Raw genomic sequence first — 18,958 nt, forward strand, 5'->3', positions numbered from 1 at the left:
GTGCAGGAACCGTCGAAACGGCGCCCAGGGCACGGCACGTAGAATGGACCGGTGATGCAATCCCCCCTTCCCGTGCGCGACGGCGTGAACGCGACCCGCCTCCGCCTGCCGGACGAAGGGCCGTGGACCACCGCGATGGACTACATGATGCACCGCTGGGGGCACATCGATCCGCAGGGCATCGAGGACAGGTTCGCGGCCGGCGAGATCGTGGGCGAAGGCGGCGTCCCCCTGGACCGGCGCACCAGGCTAGAGGACCACACTTTCATCTGGTACTACCGCACGCTTCCGACGGAAACACGCTTGCCAGTCGAGCTGAGCATCCTCCACCAGAATGAACATCTCCTGGTGGTGGACAAGCCGCACTTCCTGCCCACCACGCCCGGCGGCACCTACATCCAGGAGTCGGCGCTGGTGCGGCTGCGGAACCAGCTGAACCTTCCGGACCTGATCCCCATGCACCGGCTGGACCGCATGACAGCCGGCATCCTGCTCCTCTCGACCAACCCGGAGACCCGCGGCAGGTATCAGGTTCTCTTCGAAAAGCGCCAGGTGCAGAAGGAGTACGAGTGCGTGGCCGCCGCGAAGCCGTCGGCAGGGCACGCCGCCGTCGAGTTCCCGGCCGTTGTCCGGAACCGGATGACCAAGTCCCGCAGCTACCTGCTCGCCGAGGTCATCGACGGCGAACCCAACGCCGAGACCCGGATTGACCTGCTGAGGACGTTCGACGCCGGAACTCCCGACGGCGGTCATCCCGCCGCTGCCTCCCCCGCCGCCGGCAGGCACGGCGGCACAGCTGCCCACCACAACCCCGCCCGGCGCCGCGGACTTTATCGGCTGGAGCCGCACTCGGGCAAGACGCACCAGCTGCGGGTGCATATGGCCTCGCTGGGCCTGGGCATCCTGCACGATGCGTTTTATCCGGAGCTGCTGGACAAAGCCCCCGACGACTACACGAAGCCCCTCCAGCTCCTCGCCCGGGGCATCCGCTTCGTTGACCCGATCACCGGGAAGCCCGTGGAGTACCGCAGCAGGCTCGAGCTGAGCGAAGCCCGTTAACCGTCCGGCCCGTAACCGTCCGGCCTGGTGTGCTGGCCCCGGTTGGCGTTACGCCTGGCCGGAGCCGCCACTGCTCTCGTCGAGAGCTGCCCGGAAAATTTCCGCCGTCTCATCGCCGAAGAGCACGAATTCCGCGAGCTCCACCCTCGGCACCCCGGCTTCGACTGGGCGGCTGGTGTAGGCGCGGACCGCCTCGAATCCCACCTGCGCAACCTTGCGGGCATCCCAGCCGTAAACGCCTGCACCGACGGCAGGAAACGCCAGGGACCGGACGCCGAGCTCCTCCGCAATCCGCAGGCTTTCGGTAAAGCAGGAGGCAAGCAGCGCCGGATTGGTCTGCCCGGCATGGCGGTTCGGGCCAACGGTGTGGATGACCCACCGGGCCTGCAGCCGGAATCCGGGAGTGGCCACGGCCGCACCGACCGCCAGTCCGTGCTGCAGCTCCGTAGCCCGCAGCAGGCGGCAGGCCTCCAGCAGTTCCGGCCCGGCTGCACGGTGAATCGCGCCGTCCACACCGCCGCCGCCCAGAAGCGAGGAATTGGCCGCGTTCACAATGGCTTCCACTTGCCGCGCGGTGATGTCGCCCTGAACAATGTCAATCCGCATGCAGCCAGTGTGACACTGCAGCGGGCAGTGGCGAAGAGCGGTGGCGAAGGGCAGTGGCGAAGGGCAGTGGCGAAGAGCCGCGCGCCAAGGTCGTGAAGCGGGCGCGGCCATGGACACCGGCAGGGCTTGACGTGCCGGAGTCCGGCCCTTCTACTGAATGCGGGACCCTGCAACAACGGAGCCTTGACGATGCCCGATCCAGCCGCGCCTGAATCCACCGGGGATGACCGCCGGGACGCCATCCGGGCGGAGATGCGGGAGCTCATGACCCGTGCGCACGTTCCCGGGATGTCGCTCGCGGTAGTCTCCCGGAGCGGCCTGGTGCATACGGACGCACTCGGATTCGCCGATCTTGGCCGCGGCACGCCCGCTACGGCCGATACCGCGTATCTCTGGTTTTCCATGACCAAGCCGGTGACCGCAACCGCAGCGTTGAAGCTCGCAGACGAGGGGCGGCTGGACCTCGACGCTCCCGTCAGCGAGTACGTCGACCTTGTCCGGGCACCGGGTGACCGGCAGCCCACGGTTCAGCACCTCCTCACGCATTCGTCGGGCTTGGGCAACCCGCTGCCGCTCAAATGGATCCATCGGGCCGGGGAGCCCGGCCCGGACCAAGGGGAAATGCTCCGGAGAATCCTGGGGATGCGCCGACCGTTCAGGTATCCCGTGGGCAAGGCCGGCAGATATTCGAACGTCGGGTATCTGGTGGTGGCGGAAATCATCCGGCGGGTCACCGGTGAGCCCTTTGACAGCTACGTCCGGCGGTCAGTCCTGGACCCGCTGGGAATGGCCGCCACCGGGTTTGCCTATGCACCCGGGCGGCCCGCGGCCACGGGCTACGTGAGGGTTCCGCGGACCGCCACCCCGCTTCTTTCCGCGGTCCTTCCGGAAGGCATTGCCGGGCCGCGGCAGGGTTCCCAGACCGCGCTGAATCCCTTCCTGGTGGACGGCGCCGGCTATGGGGGCCTGGTGGGACCTGTGACCGATGCCGCCGCGTTCGTCCAGCTTCACCTCAACGACGGCATGCACGGTCAGCACCGGATTCTCCGGGAGGCCACCGCACAAACGATGCGCAGGCTCACCGTCCAGGGCAACCGTTTCCGGCACGGCCAGGGCTGGTTCCGGAAACCCGCAACCGGCAGCGGTGCGAACTACGTCGAACACTTCGGCACGGGCATCGGGTTCTGGAATGTCATGCGCCTCTACCCCGGCCGGAACCTCGGCGCGGTGATCATGACCAACGGCACGTCCGGCTACAACTACAACGCTCTTTTCAAGCGCATCCTCGTCACTCCGTGGGCCTGACGCGCAAGTCCTGACGCGCAAGTGCGGTACCTTGTGCCAATGGACTTCGGCAACGCGGACACCTGGGGAGCCGCGATCTACTTCTGGATCATTCCGGCGGTACTCGGCGACGCCATCTTCCCGCCAATCCCGTCCGAGATGGTCCTGATCACCGGCGGCGCACTCTCCGCCGAGGGCCGCGCCAACCTGTTCGTGATCGGCCTGCTGGCTGCTGCAGCCTCCTGGGTGGGCGACGTGGTGGTGTTCCAGCTCTTCAAACGCCGGCTGAGCCATGTCCTGGACCACTGGCGGTGGGGCCGGAAAATACACCACGGCATCCACGAAGCCATTGCCAAAGCGGGCCGATCCTCGACGTACGGCACCATCATCGGTGCCCGGTTCATTCCCGGCGGACGGCTCGCGACGTCCGCTGCCGCCGGGATCGCAGACGTCTCGACGCGCGGCTTCAGCCTCTGCGCCGGGCTGGGCGCGGTGCTCTGGGCCACCTGGCTCGTGGGACTCGGCTACTTCACCGGTTCCACCACTGGGCTTCCCTTCTGGGCAAGTTCGCTCATCGGGGTGGCCGCAGGCCTGGTGATCGGCGCCGTCGTCGGGATTATCGCCACCCGGCGCCGCGGCAGCCGGTCCCCGGTGGACGAACCGGGCGGTCCGGCAGAGCCTGCCCCCTAAACGGCAGGGGCCGCTACGGTCAGACGGGCGCCCACCGGCCGCGGCTGCGGCGGAGCACCGAAAGCGAGCCAGTCACCGCAACGCGTTCGACGGCGTCGCGCATCATTGCTGCCGATTCCAGCGCCTGGCTGTTCTCACCGCTGTATTCGGTGGCCTCCACGAGGAAGCGAAGGTTCAGTTGCGGCACGCCGCCCGCGAGGTCAAGCTGATTCGATTCCACGTGATGGCGGGTGCCCAGGGCCTCCACAGCGGCGGCCATGACGGCCTCGGGAGGGTTGCCCGGCTTCAGCCCGGTGATCTTGAGTCTGGTCTGGAACGACGGCATGGGATCCACCCTAGCGTCAGCGCGAACTGGCAGGTAACTCCCGTGGACACCTGCCGGGGGCTGGCGCCGCCGCCCGCTAGCTGCGTTGGCCGGCGTCACCGTTCCTGACGGGACTCGCCCACCGCTCCTCGATGTGGCCGAAGCGCCAGACTCCCAGCGCAAGGATCCAGGTCGAGACGAACAAAGCGACGACCGTGTATCCCACCGAGTTGAGGTCGAGCCCGCCGATGGCAGCCAGCGGCCCCGAACTTATCCCGGCCTTTTCCACGAAGATGGAAATGAGTTCGATGGAGCCGATGCCCAGTGCGACGGCGACGGAAAGTCCCGTGATGACGATGTTGTAATAGATCCTGCGGACGGGCCTGGACAGCGCCCAGCCATAGGCGAAGTTCATGAAGCAGCCGTCGATGGAGTCCAGCAGGCTCATGCCGGCGGCAAACAGCACGGGCAGCGTCAGAATCGCATACCAGGGAAGGGTGGAAGCCGCCGCTCCGCCGGCGAGAATCAGGAGGCTGACCTCTGTGGCGGTGTCGAACCCCAACCCGAACAGCAGCCCCACTCCGTACACCTGCCAGGAGCGCGTAATCAACCGTGTCGCCCGGCCAAATACCCGGATTAACAGGCCGCCGCCGGACACCTCCTGCGCTTCGGTTTCACCGTCTTCGCCGTGGCGCATGCGCCGGACGGACTTAAGGATGCCCAGCAGGACACCGAGGTTCAGGATGCCAATGCAATAAAGGAACAGGCCCGAGACGGTGGTGCCGATCAGTCCAAGTGCCGAGTGGATTTCGGTGGCTTCGGCCGCGCTCCGGTCCGTCAGGCTGCGGATGCCCGCCGCGAGCAGGGCGCACATGCCGAACACCACGCTCGAGTGCCCTAGGGAAAACCAGAATCCGACAGACATCCTGCGCCTGCCCTCGCCGCAGAGCTTGCGGGTGATGTTGTCGATCGCCGCAATGTGGTCAGCGTCGAAAGCGTGGCGCAGGCCGAGGGTGTAGGCCGCAACTCCGAGGCCAATGCCGAACGCCCCGGCGGATCCAGACTGGACGTTTTCCGGCGCCGCCACACCCGCCAGCACGCCCCAGCCCAGGATGTGCAGCAGCACGACGAACGCCGTCATGCCGCCGATCGACGCCCACTCCCGGCCCGTCAGGTCGCGGCGGCCGCCGCGTCTGCGGGCCGAGCGCGCAGCCACCGTTTGCTTCATGGTTCGAGCCTCGGGTTCCACATGCGATGCAGACTGCTGGGATGACTTCGCTATGTAGCGGAAGTATACGCCGGAGTCATTTTGGATGGTTGCGCTTTATCCGCGGCGAGCCTATCTTGGCAGGAAGGAGTGCCGCCATGCACGAACTCTCTATCACGCAGAGCCTTGTTGACACCGTTCTGGACCGCACCGGGGAACGGACAGTAACCGGCGTCAACCTTCGAATTGGACCTTTGTCCGGCGTGCTTCCGGACGCCATGCGGTTCTGCTTTGACATTGTTTCCGCCGGCACGCCCCTGGCCGGCGCCCGGCTCCAGATCGATGAACCTCAGGGCCTGGCCCGCTGCCGGACCTGCGCCCAAAAATTCGAACTTGCCGACCTGATCCTGCTTTGCCCCTGCGGAAGTGCGGACGTCGAAGTTCTCAGTGGCCGCGAACTCATGGTGCTGTCTGTGGAGGTGGCGTAATAGATGTGTACAACATGCGGCTGCGGCGATGAGGCGAACACCAGGGTCTCAACCCTCGAGGAACCCCACCACACCCACGGGCATGAGCATCCGCATCAGCACGGGCACAGCCACGAGCACGAACGCGAGCACGAGCACGAGCATGAGCATGGCCACGAGCACGAACACGAGCACGAACACCCCGGCCATCAGCATGCCCTCTGCCACCCTGAGACCATCTCACTCGAACAGAACCTGCTGGCCAAGAATGACCTGCTGGCGGCAAGGAATCGCGGCTGGCTTGCCGGCCGCGGAATCCGGGCCTTCAACGTCATGAGTTCGCCCGGCGCCGGCAAGACAACGCTCCTGGTCCGCACGCTCACGGACCTGGGCGAGCACTTGCAGGCCGGCGTCATTGAAGGGGACCAGGAAACGTCCCTGGATGCTGACCGGATCCGCGCAGTGGGCCGTCCGGTCATCCAGATCAACACCGGGGCCGGCTGCCATCTCGATGCCGACATGCTCCGGCGCGGACTGGACGCCCTGGACCCGGAAACCGGCTCCACAGTCTTTATTGAAAACGTGGGCAACCTCGTTTGCCCAGCTCTTTTCGACCTTGGCGAAACTGCCAAGGTCGTGGTCGTTTCGGTAACGGAAGGTGATGACAAACCGCAGAAATACCCGCACATGTTCATGGCAGCCGACCTCGTGATCGTCAACAAGTCGGACCTGCTCCCCTATGTCGATTTCGACGTCGACGAGTGCCTGCGCCGCATCCGGCAGGTCAACCCGCGGGCCGAATTCCTGACCGTCTCGGCCGCCACCGGCGAAGGCCTGGCTGCCTGGTACGGCTGGTTGGACGGTTCGACATCCCGGTCAGACCCCTTGACTGAATCTCTGACAGACGCACATTGAGCCCTCACGGGCCACCGAAAGAGGCACCGATGCCTACCGAAGCATCCATCAAGGCCGAAGAAGCCCTTATTCACGTGCTGTGGATCAACGCCGGACTTAGCTGCGACGGCGATTCAGTTGCCTTGACGGCGGCCACACAGCCCAGCGTCGAAGAGATCGCCCTCGGCGCCCTGCCCGGTCTGCCGCGGATTGCCATGCACTGGCCCCTGATCGACTTCGAGTGCGGACCCCAGGAAGGAGCCGACGACTTCCTGGAGTGGTTCCGCAAGGCGGACCGTGGGGAACTGGAACCGTTCGTCCTGGTGGTCGAGGGGTCCATCCCCAACGAAAAACTCCACGACCCCGGCGGCTACTGGTGCGGGTTCGGCAACGATCTCGAGACGGGCCAGCCCATCACCACGAGCGAATGGCTGGACCGCCTGGCGCCGAAAGCCACCGCAATCATTGCGGCCGGCACGTGCGCCACGTACGGCGGGATCCACGCGATGGCGGGGAACCCAACAGGCGCCATGGGAGTCCCGGACTACCTCGGCTATGACTGGAGATCGAAGGCAGGCATCCCGATTGTCTGCGTCCCGGGCTGCCCGATCCAGCCGGACAATCTCTCCGAGACCATGACTTACCTGCTGTACCAGGCCACTGGCCAGGCACCGATGATTCCGCTGGACGACGCGCTCCGGCCCACCTGGCTGTTCGGCAAGACAGTCCACGAGGGCTGCGACCGTGCCGGGTACTACGAGCAGGGCGACTTCGCCACCGAATACGGCTCCCCCAAGTGCATCGTCAAACTCGGCTGCTGGGGCCCGGTGGTCAAGTGCAACGTACCGAAGCGGGGCTGGATGAACGGCATCGGCGGCTGCCCGAACGTCGGCGGCATCTGCATCGGCTGCACTATGCCCGGCTTCCCGGACAAGTTCATGCCCTTCATGGACGAGCCTCCGGGCGGAAAACTCTCCACCAACACCATCCGGCCTTACGGATCCGCCATCCGGGCGTTGCGCGGCATCACCACCCACACCCTGGACCAGGAGCCGAAATGGCGCCGGCCCGGACGCGAGCTCCTTACCGGCGCGCAGCGCACCTGGTAACCACCCACTTCCAGACAGGCGAGAAAAATGACCTCCACGATTCCAATGCCTTCCCGGAGCGGCGCGGACAACAACAACAACCTGGTGGAGATGGCCTGGGACCCGATCACGAGGATCGTCGGCAGCCTCGGCATCTACACCAAGATCGATTTCGCGAACAACCAGGTGGTGGAGTGCAAGAGCACGTCCTCGATCTTCCGGGGCTACTCCATCTTCATGAAGGGCAAGGACCCCCGGGACGCCCATTTCATCACCAGCCGCATCTGCGGAATTTGCGGGGACAACCACGCCACCTGTTCCTGCTATGCGCAGAACATGGCGTACGGGGTGAAGCCGCCAAACCTGGGTGAGTGGATAGTGAACCTGGGCGAAGCGGCTGAGTACATGTTCGACCACAACATCTTCCAGGAAAACCTGGTGGGCGTGGACTACTGCGAAAAGATGGTGTCCGAGACCAACCCCGGCGTCCTGGCCAAGGCGGAAAACACCCGGGCACCGCACGAGGGCGAGCACGGCTACCGGACCATCGCCGACATCATGCGCTCGCTGAACCCCTTCACCGGCGAGTTCTACCGGGAGGCGCTGCAGGTCAGCCGGGCAACCCGCGAAATGTTCTGCCTCATGGAGGGGCGCCACGTGCACCCTTCCACGCTCTACCCGGGCGGCGTGGGTACAGTTGCCACCATCCAGCTGATGACGGACTACATCACGCGGCTCATGCGGTACGTGGAGTTCATGAAGAAAGTCGTCCCCATGCATGACGACCTTTTCGACTTCTTCTACGAGGCGCTGCCGGGGTACGAACAGGTGGGGCTGCGGCGCACGCTGCTGGGCTGCTGGGGCTCGCTCCAGGACCCCGACTACTGCAATTTCGAGTACAAGGACATGACCGAATGGGGCCGGAAGATGTTCGTCACCCCGGGCGTCGTGGTGGACGGCAACCTGGTCACCACGGACCTGGTGCGGATCAACCTGGGCATCCGGATCATGCTTGGCTCCTCCTACTACGAGGACTGGGAAGACCAGGAGATGTTCGTGACCCACGATCCACTGGGCAACCCGGTGGACCGGCGGCATCCCTGGAACCAGCACACCAATCCGCGGCCGCAGAAGCGGGACCTCGCGGAAAAGTACAGCTGGGTCATGTCCCCGCGCTGGTTTGACGGCCAGAACAACCTGGCGCTGGACACCGGCGGCGGGCCGCTGGCGCGCCTCTGGGCAACGGCGCTGGCCGGGCTGGTGGACATCGGCTACATCAAGTCCACCGGCACGAGCGTCCAGATCAACCTGCCCAAGACCGCGCTGAAGGGTCCTGTTTCCTTCGAGTGGAACATCCCGCAGTGGAGCAACACGCTGGAGCGCAACCGGGCCCGCACCTACTTCCAGGCGTATGCCGCCGCAGCCGCGCTGCACTTCGCGGAAAAGGCACTGGAGGAAATCCGCGCCGGCCACACCAAGACCTGGGAAACCTTCGAGGTCCCGGACGAAGCAATCAGCTGCGGCTTCACCGAGGCTGTGCGCGGCGTCCTGTCGCACCACATGGTGATCCGCGACGGCAAGATCGCCAACTACCATCCCTACCCGCCCACGCCGTGGAACGCCAGCCCCACAGACTCGGCGGGCGTGGCCGGCCCATACGAGGATGCCGTGCAGGGTCAGCCGATCTTCGAGGAGAACGACCGGGAACACTTCAAAGGCATCGACATCATGCGCACCGTCCGCAGCTTTGACCCGTGCCTCCCCTGCGGCGTCCACATGTATCTGGGCAACGGCCAAACACTTGAGACGATGCACTCACCCACCCAGACCCTGACCGGCGAGTAACGGCCATGCACGGCGGGGACCGGCCGCGGCAGACGGGCGACCGGATCGGCACCCTCCTCGACGCCCTCGGCGCCGGCGGCGCAGTTGCCCGCGAGCGCGCCGAGGACCTGGTCCGCGAGGTGACGGACCTGTACGGCTCGGGTCTGGAACGGATGCTGGAAATCCTCGACGAACGCGGAAAACTCGACGACGGCACCCTCGCGGCGCTGACATCCGACGACCTCGTGTCCAGCCTGCTGGTGATCCACGGGCTGCATCCGCAGTCCATGGAAGCCCGTGTAGCCGCGGCGCTGGACAGCGTCCGGCCGTATCTTGGGTCCCATGGCGGTGACGTCGAACTGATGGATATCAGCCCGGAGGGCGTGGTGCGGCTGAAGCTGCTCGGCACCTGCCAGGGCTGCCCGTCGTCGTCCGTCACGCTCAAGTTCGCCGTCGAGGAGGCGATTGAATCCGCCGCGCCGGAGGTGACGGCCATCGAGGTCGTCGAGCAGGAGAAGCAGGCTGCCACGCCTGCGTTGATCCCGGTGGATGCGCTGCTGGTGCGGATGAACCATCCCGCGGAGGCAACAGCCGGGCATGGCTGGCGGGACCTTCCCGGCGGTTCCTGGGAACCTGTCCCCGAGATCGCCGGGCTGGAACCCGGCGACGTTGCGGGCTTCCTGGTCGGCGGCTACCCGGTGCTGGCCTGCCGGACCGGCCAGGACGTGTACGCCTACCGCGACTATTGCCCGCGCTGCACCGGTTCGATGGCGGGAGCGGCGCTGCAGCGTGCCCTCGCGGCGCCAGTTGGCGGAGGTTTGCTGCGCTGCCCGACCTGCCGCGGCCATTTCGATGTCAGGCAGGCCGGTGCGTGCCTCGAGGACAGGAACCTGCACCTGGAGCCGTTGCCCCTGCTGGTCCGGGGCGGCGTGATGTCCGTCGCCGTACCGGCCACTTCCGGACCCGCCACCTCCGGGCAGGTCGCCGCCGAACCCGTCGCCTCCGGGCAGGGCGGCTGAGATGGGGACCGGGCGGCTGACCCGGCCTGTCGGCGCCGGCAGTTCGGGCGGCCTGCCGGTGGCCCTGCTCCGCAGGATCTCCGCCAGCCGTCCTGCAGGCCCGCCCGGTGAACGCTGCGAGATGTGCGGTGAGCCCATCGCGGACGTGCACCAGCACGTGGTGGACCTCGAGAGCCACGCCATGATGTGCACCTGCCGCCCCTGCTATCTCCTCTTCACCGACAGCAACGCCCACCTCCGCTACCGCTCGGTACCGGACAGATACTTCTCCTTTCCCGACTTCGAGCTGGGCCCGGGACAGTGGGATGAACTGGAAATTCCGGTGGGCCTGGCCTTCTTCTTCCGCAGCTCCAGGCTTGACCGGACCGTCGCCTTCTACCCCGGGCCCGCCGGGGCCACCGAATCGGAGCTGCCGTTGGACGCCTGGGACGCCGTGCTCGCGCGCAATCCCGCGCTGTCCCTGGCCGCCCCGGACACCGAAGCCCTCCTGATCCGCGGTCCCGGGCCCACGCAACCGCAGGCAGACTGCCACCTTGTCCCCGTCGATGCGTGCTACGAACTGGTCGGCCAGCTCCGCCGCCGCTGGCGGGGTTTCGACGGCGGCCAGGAGGCCCGCGACCAGCTCGCCGCGTTCTTCAGCCGGATCAGCAGCCGCAGCAAACCCGTGCCCGGAGGCCTCCCGTGACCGAGCTGATGTTCGCCGTCGTTGATATCCGGCCCGAGCCGTACGCGGCGGCACCACAACTTACAGCCCGGCTGCGGCTGACCGAGGTCACCGGGGCCGCCGTGCACGCCATCGCCCTGCGGTGCCAGGTCCGCATTCTCCCGCAGCGCCGCGGGTACGCGGACGAAGAAGAGCAAGGGCTGCTCGACCTTTTCGGCGGCCGCGGCCGGTGGCCCACAACCCTCAAGTCCTTCCTCTGGATGCAATGCAGCACCATGGTGCAGGGCTTCACGGGGAGCACCGAATTCGACCTGCCGCTGCCCTGCACCTTTGACTTCGACGTTGCCGCGGCCAAGTACCTGCATGCCCTCCGCGAGGGCGAAATTCCGCTGGAGCTGCTGTTCTCCGGCACCGTCTTCACCAAGGGGCAGACGGGGTTCGGCGTAGAACAAGTGCCCTGGGACCGCGAGGCTTCCTACCGGCTGCCTGTGGATGCCTGGCGCCGGCTGATGGACCAGTATTTCCCGAATGCCGGCTGGGTCCGGCTGGACCGGGACGTGCTGGCCGCCCTGGCGCAGTACAAGTCCGCACGCGGCCTCACATCGTGGGATGCCGCCGTCGAAAGCCTGCTGGCTACTGCAGCCGCCCGGGTGCCGGGCGACGGCGCGGCCGCCCGGGTGCCGGGCGACGGCGCGGCCGGAGACGGTGTGGCAGGAAGCCTGGTCCCATGAACATGAGTCTGAGCCTTGCCAGGGCGGTGGCGGATGCCGTCCTTTACGAGGGTTACCTGTTGTACCCCTACCGCGCCTCGTCGCAGAAGAACCAGGCGCGCTGGCAGTTTGGCATCCTCGGCCCGCCGGGTGCGGCGGACTCGGGTGCCGGGGAAGAACCCGGCATGTACGCCGACTGCCTGCTGAGCCGCGGGCCGCAGGCCGAGGTGGAAGTGCATCTGCGCTTCCTGCAGCTTCAGACGCGCACCGCGGAAAAAGCGGACGACGGCGGCGGGTTCAGTCCGGTGGATGAGCTCACCATCGGTACCGCTCACTGGATCAGCTGGGATGAGGCAGTGGAACAGGACATAACCCTGGGGCCCTTTCCGCTCTCGCAGCTGACGGGGGCCGACTCACCGCTGATCGTGCCGGTGGAGGTCCCGGCAGGCCAGGACATCGAGGAACTTACCGACGGCAGGGGAAGGCCGACGGGGCAGTCCGCCGGACGGCTGGTACGCCGCCGCCGGGCACTCCGGGGTGAAGTCAGGCTTGAAACCACCGCCGTCACCGGCCGGCTGGTGCGGCTTCGGGTGTCGGCGGCGAACACGGCCACGGACTTCGCAGCATCGGACGTCCGCGGGCGGGGCAACAGTCACAGCGCCATCGCCGCATCGTTCATCGGTACCCACCTGCTGTTGGACCTGAGGGACGGGGATTTCCTCTCCCTGCTCGAGCCGCCCCAGGACGCACAGGATGCCGCCTCGGAGTGCTCCCAGCACCGCTGCTGGCCTGTGCTGGCCGGTCCGGAAGGCCAGACGGACGTACTTCTTGTTTCCCCCATCATTCTCTACGACCATCCTGCGGTAGCGCCGGAAAGTTCGGTGGCACTGTATGACTCCACCGAGATCGACGAGATCCTCACGCTGCGGGTGCTGACCCTGACGGAGGAGGAAAAAGCGGAAGCCCGTGCCACGGATCCGCGTGCGGCGGCGATCATCGACCGCTGCGAAGCGATGTCCGCCGAGGAACTGCAGCAACTGCATGGCATCCTGCGTAATCCCCGTGCGCTGGGTGACCCGGGCCCTGCGCCGGAGGGCCGTCCGCCGTCGGACGGGCCGCCGCTTTACGCCACACCCGGCGATGAGACCGCCGGTGATAGACCGTGGTGGGACCCCGAGGCGGACGCCAGTGTCCAGCCGGACAAAGACGCGGTCCTGATCAACGGGGTCCCGGTGTCGCGCGGCAGCCGGGTCAGGGTGAATCCCACCCGGCGGGCGGACGCCCAGGATCTGTTTTTTGCCGGGCAAACGGGGCGCGTCACGAGCGTCCACTTCGACGTCGATGGCAGCACCCACGTTGGCTTGGTGCTCGAGCAGGACCCGGCTGCGGACCTCCATGAGGGTTACGGCAGGTCCTTCTACTACGCGCCGGAAGAACTTGAACCGTTGGAACCCATGCCGCCCGGAACAAGTCCCCGGTTTCAGGATCAGGATGGAAAGGAAGGCCCGCGATGAGAATTGTAGGAATGGCCACCGTTTGGGTTCTCGCGGCGGTAGCCCTCGGCGCTGTTTACGTGGGGCTTCGCTCCGTCCCGGACATCCAGCGCTACATGAAGGTGCGCCGGATGTGACGTCCGGCATCCAGCCCCCCACCACCTCCCCCGCGGTCCGTGTCCTCGTGGCCGGAGTGGGCAACATCTTCCTGCGTGACGACGGGTTCGGTCCGGAGGTCGCACGGAGGCTGGCCGCGGAGGCAGCCCTGCCGATGCCGGGCGTAACGGTGGTCGACTACGGCATTCGGGGCATGCATCTGGCCTACGACCTGCTGGGCGGCGTGGACGTTTTGGTGCTCGTGGATGCGGTGCCGCCTGACGGGCACCTGCACGCAGCGGGACCAGCGGACCCGGACCCGTCAGCGGCACGCGAACCGCCTTCGGAGTCAGCCCCGGGAAGCATCCGGGTTCTGCATGTACGTAGCGAGGATCTGGACGGCGCCGCTTCCCTCGACCCGCATGGCATGGACCCGGTAGCCGTCCTTGGCCGCCTCCGGTCCCTCGGCGGAGAGCTGCCCCTCACTTATGTGGTGGGCTGCGTTCCCGCGGACGTGACAGAAGGCCTCGGCCTCTCCGCCACGGTTGCGGCCGCCGTTCCGCGGGCAGTGGAAGCCGTCGGCTCGCTCGTTGCCCGGCACAGTGTCCGGCACTCTTCCATCAGAACCTAAGGCGGTAGCGGTCATGTGTCTCGGAATACCAGGCCAGGTCATTGAGCTCGTGGAGGGCTACGGCGGTCAGCTCGCCCTCGTTGATGTGGCCGGTGTGCGGCGGAAAATCAATATCGGACTTCTCGACGACGGCCCGCTGGCGCCGGGCAGCTGGGTTCTCATCCACATGGGTTTCGCCCTGGAGCGGGTCGACGACGCAGGCGCCGAACGGGCAATGACCGGCCTGGAACTGATGGGTCGCCCCAGAGAACCCGAAGGTGATACCCCCTAGAAACCGGTCAGGGCAGCCGGAGGCGGCTGACGAACACAAATACAGCGAGGAGAGCAAGATGTCACCCACGGATGAACCCACTCCGACCGAGCCGGCCGAAGGGACAGCCCCGGGCACGGCGCGCGCGTTCGGCAGCGAACCGCCGCTAAGGGAGCCGGCACACCCCGGCTCTGATGAAACCCCCGAGGACGCGGCTCCCCCACCGCGAGGTGTCGGCGAGAGCACCACCCGTCGGGGTGAGGACGTGCTCAAACAGGAGGGCACGGAGGCCGGGCGCGAACACACGGGCACCGACGAATCTCCGGCTGAGCGTCCCACCGGCACGTCGTCTCCGCGCGGTTCCACCGGCGTGAAGCCTCCAGAAGATACGGACGGCGCGGCGCCGCACTCACCATAGCTTTCGGCATCTGCCGCCAGGACCATGTCTACGTCCGGACCATGCCTACGTCCGGTTGCCGCCGCAGGGCGCTGTACGCCGGGCGCAGTGCTATCCGCAACGCTGAGGCAGTTCTACCGCTCCAGCGCTATTGCTGCGCCACGGTGCTCCACGCCGCTGTTCGCAATCTTGAGGTGGCGGGCTGTGAAGTACTTCAACTGCTGCAGCTGATGCGGGCTGAGGCGGTCGCACACCCAATCCCAGTGGAGTGACACCACGTCCCCTGCCGCGAGGCCCGCCACGAAGCCGGTGCCGTTTACGGCATACTTGGCCGACTCCACCTCCGGGCCGCCCACATCCAGCGTCGTTCCATCCCATGACAGCGGCCAGGTACGCACTACTGCGTCGTCGCCGGTGACAGCCAGCACCTCACCCCACCGGATCCGGCACCGGTCCAGCACGTGCAACGCTGTGGCGTACCGGCGGTCATCGCGGAGCAGACCCAACCACGGGTAGATCTCGAAGACATGGAAACTGTGGTGCGGTACTCCGCCGGCCAGAACGCCTTCCACAAGGTGCGGGAACTGCCTGCCCGTGCGTGCACGGAAGCGGTCTTCCATGGAGTTGCCGATGTTGGTGATGCCCACGGAGTCCAGCAGGCTGTTGCCCACCCAATACGCCTCGACGACGCGGGCGTCCAGCGGGTCCGGTATGCCATGGGAGCCGGCGATCAATTCCAGGTAAGGCCACGCCCCCGCGAAGCCCTTGGCCAATTCGCGCAGGCCCTCGTCGGTCACGCCAGACTGGCCGTAGTGAAGGAGTGCGTCACTGTCCGGGGGCCCGCAGCTGCCGCGCGAATTCGGCGGGTAGGCATAGCGGACAAACAATTGGGCACCGTCGATAACCATCAGCTGGCCACCTTCTGCAAGGGTCCTCTGAAAGTAACACCGGCCCCTGTCACCGACAAGTGGCAGGCAAGTACCGGACAGCCCGCAACCCGGCAAGCGGCGAATGGGAAGCCTGCGATGGGCAGCGTTGACAGCCATGCGGTTCGAGCGGATGCTGTGAAGAACCGAGCTCAGGGGGTCAGACATGGGAGTCGCCGATCTGAACCGACGCACGGCCCTTCAGGTGTTTGTGGCGGGAGGTTCAGCAGCCCTTCTGGCGGGATGCGGCGCATCCGGCTCCGCACCGCCGTCGTCCCCTTCCGGCAGCGGCACCCAAGCCGGCGCGGAAAACATCAGCGTCACCGACCAGCGCGGCAAGACCCTCACGTTCGCCCAGCCCGTCACCCGCGTGGTGACCATCCCCATGCCCTCCGCATCGCTGCTCGTGGCCGTGGACCGAAGCGCCGACCATCTCGCCGCCATGCACAATGTGTCTTGGGTGGCGATGCGCGACGGCATCATGGGCACCATGTTTCCCCGCACCCTGGACCTGCCGCATGAAATCGCCACCCAGGACTTCACAGCGAACGTTGAGAGCGTGCGCGCCCTGAACCCCGACGTCGTCATCCAGTGGTCGGATGAACAACTCATCGAACCGCTGGAGAAGGCCGGCCTGCAGGTGATCGGCCTGAAAAACACGGGCAGGCAGGAGGACGTGGACGCCTGGGTGACCTTGTTCGCCGCGATGCTCGGCAAACCGGAACGCGCCACCGAAATCAAGGCCCGCAGCGACCAGGAACTGGCGGAGATCAAATCTCTGGCAGCCGGCCGCGGCACCAAGGGCCCCAGCGTTCTCTACTTCAACCGCTTCACCGGCGGCCTGAAGGTTGCTGCAGCCAACAGCTACAACGACTTCTACATCAAGCTCGTGGGGGCAACCAACCCAGCCACCGGCAACGATCCCCTGCCGGGGTCCGGCATGGTGGGTCTCGACGTCGAGCAGGTCCTGCGCTGGGACCCCGAGGTGATCCTGCTGGGCAACTTCGATGCGGCCATGCCCCAGGACATCTACTCCGATCCCGTGTGGAAGGACGTTTCTGCGGTGCGCACCCGCCGTGTGTACAAGGTGCCGCTCGGCGGCTACCGCTGGGACCCGCCCGGCCAGGAGTCGCCGCTGATGTGGCATTGGCTGGCCGACATCGCCTTCCCTCGGCAGCAGTCGGGGCTGCGTGGCAAAGCCACCGAATACTTCCGGTTCCTCTACAACCATGAGCTGACGGCAAAGGAGCTGGATAAGATTCTCTGGACTGAGGCAAACGGCGGGTCCGCCCACTACCAACAGTTCAATGCTGGATGAAGCGAGGACTCCGCGCCTTAACCGCAGGGGCCTGAACCGCAGGGGCCTGAACAGCCGCCGCCTGCGGGCTGACCGGAAGGCATCGGGGCGGGGTCCCCTCGACCGGCGCCGCGAACCTGCCATCTTCGGGCCCATCGCGCTTACCGCCGTTTTCCTGGCAGCCGCAGGACTGCTGGCACTGGCAGCCGGCCGGTACAGCGTGCCGGTGGGGCATGTCGTCCAGATCCTCGGTGCCCAGCTCGTTCCGTTCCCCACCGAGGCAAGCGGCACGGAGCAGAATGTCGTTCTGCTCGTGCGGATGCCGCGGATCCTGCTCGCCCTGCTGGTGGGCGGCGGCCTGGCGATCGGGGGCGCGGCCCTGCAGGCCATCTTCCGCAATCCGCTGGTCAGCCCGGAAATCATCGGGGTTTCCGCCGGCGCGTCCTTCGGCGGTTCCCTGGCTTTGCTGCTCGGCCTGGGCACGTTCCTGCTGGTCGCCGGTTCCTTCGTTTTTGGCCTGGTTGCCCTCGCCACGCTGTTCCTGATCACCTCGGGCCGGGCAGGAACCCCGATGCTGATGATCGTGCTCGGCGGGGTGGTCACGGGGTCGTTCTTCTCCGCCCTGGTCGCTTTGGTCACCTACATCGCGGACCCCAACACCACCCTGCCGGCCATCGTCTTCTGGCTGCTTGGCAGCGTTGCCACAGCCACGTTCACGAAGGTCCTGGTGGCGCTGGTCCCCGTCCTGGGTGGCGCCGCGATACTCCTGCTATTGCGCTGGCGCATCAACGTGCTTTCACTGGGCGACGACGACGCCGCCGCCCTGGGGGTACAGCCCGGTCCGCTGCGCTGGGTTGTGCTGGTCGCGGTAGCGCTGATCGTGGCCGGGGCGGTTGCTGTCAGCGGTGCAGTGAGCTGGGTGGGCCTGGTGGTTCCGCACCTTGCCCGGATGTGGGTGGGACCGGACCACAGGGTACTGCTGCCCGTGTCCTTCCTGCTGGGCGGGGCCTACATCGTCCTGGTCGACACACTTGCCCGGACCGCGACTGCCGGCGAGATTCCGCTGGGAGTGCTCACCGCCCTGATTGGCGCGCCCGCCTTCTTCCTGCTTCTGCGCCGGAACCGGGAAAGGATCTGGGACAGTGCTTGAACTGGAGCGGGTGGGCTTCGGCTACACGGCGAAGGAGTGGCTGTTTCGGAACGTCAGTTTCCGGGTGCCGGCCGGCACGGCCACCGCAGTGCTCGGACCCAACGGCAGCGGCAAGACCACCCTGGTGCGCTGTGCCGCCGGGCTGCTCGCACCGGCAGAGGGAACGGTCCGCCGCACCGAAAGCGCCGGATACGTGCCGCAGGCCCACGGCAGCGCCTTCGCCTACCGCGCGCTGGACATGGTTCTGATGGGACGGGCGAGGCATGTAAGTGTCTTCCGGACACCGGGGTCTGCGGACCGGGCAGCTGCCGCGGAGGCGATGGAACGCGTGGGCGCCGGCGACCTGCGGGACCGGTTGTTCCCCACCCTAAGCGGCGGCGAGCAACAGCTGATTCTCATCGCGCGGGCGATCGCATCCGGCTCCCCCGTCCTGGTGCTGGACGAGCCCGCTACGGGCCTTGACCTGAAAAATCAGGTCCGGGTCCTGACCCTCCTGCGCGAACTGATGGCCGGCGGAATGGCCCTGCTGCTCAGCACCCACCACCCCGACCATGCCCTGCAGCTCGCAGACCGCGTGGTCCTCCTGGGCCGCAGCGGCGCCCGGACTGGTCAGGCTTCGGAGCTGCTCACGGACTCGGCGCTATCCGACCTCTACGGCGTGCCGCTGAGCACAGTCACCTATGCCGACGATGACACGCGCCGCCGGACCATCGTGGTGCACTACGGCCCGGCATACGGCGACCACCCCTGACCCCGCCACGACGCTCTCTCACCTACCGCACCAAAAACCCAAACGCTCTCTCACCTACCGCACCAAAAACCCAAACGCTCTCTCACCTACCGCACCAAAAACCCAAACGCTCTCTCACCTACCGCACCAAAAACCCAAACGCTCTCTCACC

At 66.7% G+C, this 18,958-nt stretch carries 22 protein-coding genes; 18 read left to right on the forward strand and 4 right to left on the reverse strand.

Going from position 1 to position 18,958, the window contains the following annotated elements; all coding sequences use genetic code 11:
- Positions 1–54: 54 nt before the first annotated feature.
- Positions 55–1,059 carry an RluA family pseudouridine synthase gene (locus tag AC1D14_RS17500; RefSeq protein WP_230118829.1) on the forward strand — a complete coding sequence of 335 codons (1,005 nt, stop codon included), beginning with the start codon at positions 55–57 and terminating at the stop codon, positions 1,057–1,059.
- Positions 1,060–1,107: 48 nt separating this feature from the next.
- Here the strand turns inward: AC1D14_RS17500 and AC1D14_RS17505 are convergent, their stop codons facing one another.
- Positions 1,108–1,665, reverse strand: coding sequence for an O-acetyl-ADP-ribose deacetylase (locus AC1D14_RS17505; RefSeq protein ID WP_476968890.1), 558 nt, complete (start codon positions 1,663–1,665; stop codon positions 1,108–1,110).
- Positions 1,666–1,854: 189 nt separating this feature from the next.
- On the opposite strand from AC1D14_RS17505, the gene AC1D14_RS17510 reads away from it, so the two are divergent.
- Entirely contained in the window at positions 1,855–2,970 is a 1,116-nt protein-coding gene (locus AC1D14_RS17510) for a serine hydrolase domain-containing protein (protein ID WP_230118779.1), read from the forward strand.
- A 39-nt stretch (positions 2,971–3,009) separates the two neighbouring features.
- The gene (locus tag AC1D14_RS17515; protein ID WP_230118778.1) at positions 3,010–3,639 is read left to right on the forward strand and encodes a DedA family protein; all 630 of its coding nucleotides are present in this window, start codon (positions 3,010–3,012) and stop codon (positions 3,637–3,639) included.
- 19 nt (positions 3,640–3,658) lie between these two features.
- On the opposite strand, the gene AC1D14_RS17520 is transcribed toward AC1D14_RS17515, so the two are convergent.
- Positions 3,659–3,964 (reverse strand): hypothetical protein, encoded by a 306-nt coding sequence (locus AC1D14_RS17520; protein WP_230118777.1) that lies wholly within the window; start codon positions 3,962–3,964, stop codon positions 3,659–3,661.
- A 76-nt stretch (positions 3,965–4,040) separates the two neighbouring features.
- The gene (gene nicT, locus AC1D14_RS17525) at positions 4,041–5,171 is read right to left on the reverse strand and encodes a Nickel transporter NicT (protein WP_230118776.1); all 1,131 of its coding nucleotides are present in this window, start codon (positions 5,169–5,171) and stop codon (positions 4,041–4,043) included.
- A 137-nt stretch (positions 5,172–5,308) separates the two neighbouring features.
- Here nicT and AC1D14_RS17530 point away from each other — a divergent pair, with 137 nt between their 5' ends.
- The 12 genes from AC1D14_RS17530 to AC1D14_RS17585 are packed head-to-tail and all read left to right on the forward strand — an operon-like array spanning position 5,309 to position 14,704.
- Positions 5,309–5,638, forward strand: coding sequence for a hydrogenase maturation nickel metallochaperone HypA/HybF (locus AC1D14_RS17530; RefSeq protein ID WP_230118775.1), 330 nt, complete (start codon positions 5,309–5,311; stop codon positions 5,636–5,638).
- A 3-nt stretch (positions 5,639–5,641) separates the two neighbouring features.
- Positions 5,642–6,532: a hydrogenase nickel incorporation protein HypB gene (gene hypB, locus AC1D14_RS17535; protein WP_476968891.1), complete on the forward strand. Its 891-nt coding sequence runs from the start codon at positions 5,642–5,644 to the stop codon at positions 6,530–6,532.
- A 29-nt stretch (positions 6,533–6,561) separates the two neighbouring features.
- The gene (locus AC1D14_RS17540; RefSeq protein ID WP_230118773.1) at positions 6,562–7,620 is read left to right on the forward strand and encodes an NADH-quinone oxidoreductase subunit B family protein; all 1,059 of its coding nucleotides are present in this window, start codon (positions 6,562–6,564) and stop codon (positions 7,618–7,620) included.
- A 27-nt stretch (positions 7,621–7,647) separates the two neighbouring features.
- A complete protein-coding gene (locus tag AC1D14_RS17545; protein WP_230118772.1) occupies positions 7,648–9,444 on the forward strand; it encodes a nickel-dependent hydrogenase large subunit in 1,797 nt (598 codons plus the stop codon).
- Positions 9,445–9,449: 5 nt separating this feature from the next.
- Positions 9,450–10,442, forward strand: a complete 993-nt coding sequence (locus AC1D14_RS17550) for a NifU family protein (RefSeq protein WP_476881472.1) — start codon at positions 9,450–9,452, stop codon at positions 10,440–10,442.
- A 1-nt stretch (position 10,443) separates the two neighbouring features.
- The gene (locus tag AC1D14_RS17555) at positions 10,444–11,127 is read left to right on the forward strand and encodes a DUF5947 family protein (protein WP_230118770.1); all 684 of its coding nucleotides are present in this window, start codon (positions 10,444–10,446) and stop codon (positions 11,125–11,127) included.
- The gene (locus AC1D14_RS17560) at positions 11,124–11,837 is read left to right on the forward strand and encodes a DUF6084 family protein (RefSeq protein ID WP_230118769.1); all 714 of its coding nucleotides are present in this window, start codon (positions 11,124–11,126) and stop codon (positions 11,835–11,837) included. Before AC1D14_RS17555 ends, AC1D14_RS17560 begins: the two co-directional genes overlap by 4 nt.
- Positions 11,834–13,330 (forward strand): hypothetical protein, encoded by a 1,497-nt coding sequence (locus tag AC1D14_RS17565; protein WP_230118768.1) that lies wholly within the window; start codon positions 11,834–11,836, stop codon positions 13,328–13,330. The genes AC1D14_RS17560 and AC1D14_RS17565 overlap by 4 nt, the downstream gene beginning before the upstream one ends.
- Positions 13,327–13,446 (forward strand): DUF6893 family small protein, encoded by a 120-nt coding sequence (locus tag AC1D14_RS17570; RefSeq protein ID WP_476875113.1) that lies wholly within the window; start codon positions 13,327–13,329, stop codon positions 13,444–13,446. The genes AC1D14_RS17565 and AC1D14_RS17570 overlap by 4 nt, the downstream gene beginning before the upstream one ends.
- Positions 13,443–14,036 (forward strand): hydrogenase maturation protease, encoded by a 594-nt coding sequence (locus AC1D14_RS17575; RefSeq protein ID WP_230118767.1) that lies wholly within the window; start codon positions 13,443–13,445, stop codon positions 14,034–14,036. Before AC1D14_RS17570 ends, AC1D14_RS17575 begins: the two co-directional genes overlap by 4 nt.
- Before the next feature lie 13 nt (positions 14,037–14,049).
- Positions 14,050–14,307, forward strand: a complete 258-nt coding sequence (locus tag AC1D14_RS17580) for a HypC/HybG/HupF family hydrogenase formation chaperone (protein WP_230118766.1) — start codon at positions 14,050–14,052, stop codon at positions 14,305–14,307.
- A gap of 58 nt (positions 14,308–14,365) precedes the next feature.
- The gene (locus AC1D14_RS17585; RefSeq protein WP_230118765.1) at positions 14,366–14,704 is read left to right on the forward strand and encodes a hypothetical protein; all 339 of its coding nucleotides are present in this window, start codon (positions 14,366–14,368) and stop codon (positions 14,702–14,704) included.
- A gap of 113 nt (positions 14,705–14,817) precedes the next feature.
- Here AC1D14_RS17585 and AC1D14_RS17590 read toward each other — a convergent pair whose 3' ends face one another.
- The gene (locus AC1D14_RS17590) at positions 14,818–15,591 is read right to left on the reverse strand and encodes a DUF6390 family protein (RefSeq protein WP_230118764.1); all 774 of its coding nucleotides are present in this window, start codon (positions 15,589–15,591) and stop codon (positions 14,818–14,820) included.
- 184 nt (positions 15,592–15,775) lie between these two features.
- Here AC1D14_RS17590 and AC1D14_RS17595 point away from each other — a divergent pair, with 184 nt between their 5' ends.
- The 3 genes from AC1D14_RS17595 to AC1D14_RS17605 are packed head-to-tail and all read left to right on the forward strand — an operon-like array spanning position 15,776 to position 18,807.
- On the forward strand, positions 15,776–16,927 hold the full coding sequence (locus AC1D14_RS17595; RefSeq protein WP_230118763.1) for an ABC transporter substrate-binding protein: 1,152 nt from the start codon (positions 15,776–15,778) through the stop codon (positions 16,925–16,927).
- Complete coding sequence (locus AC1D14_RS17600; protein ID WP_230118762.1) at positions 16,917–18,056, forward strand: FecCD family ABC transporter permease; 1,140 nt, start codon at positions 16,917–16,919, stop codon at positions 18,054–18,056. The genes AC1D14_RS17595 and AC1D14_RS17600 overlap by 11 nt, the downstream gene beginning before the upstream one ends.
- A complete protein-coding gene (locus AC1D14_RS17605; protein ID WP_230118761.1) occupies positions 18,049–18,807 on the forward strand; it encodes an ABC transporter ATP-binding protein in 759 nt (252 codons plus the stop codon). Before AC1D14_RS17600 ends, AC1D14_RS17605 begins: the two co-directional genes overlap by 8 nt.
- Positions 18,808–18,958: the final 151 nt, after the last annotated feature.

It is taken from the genome of Arthrobacter sp. P1_B11 (assembly GCF_056406715.1).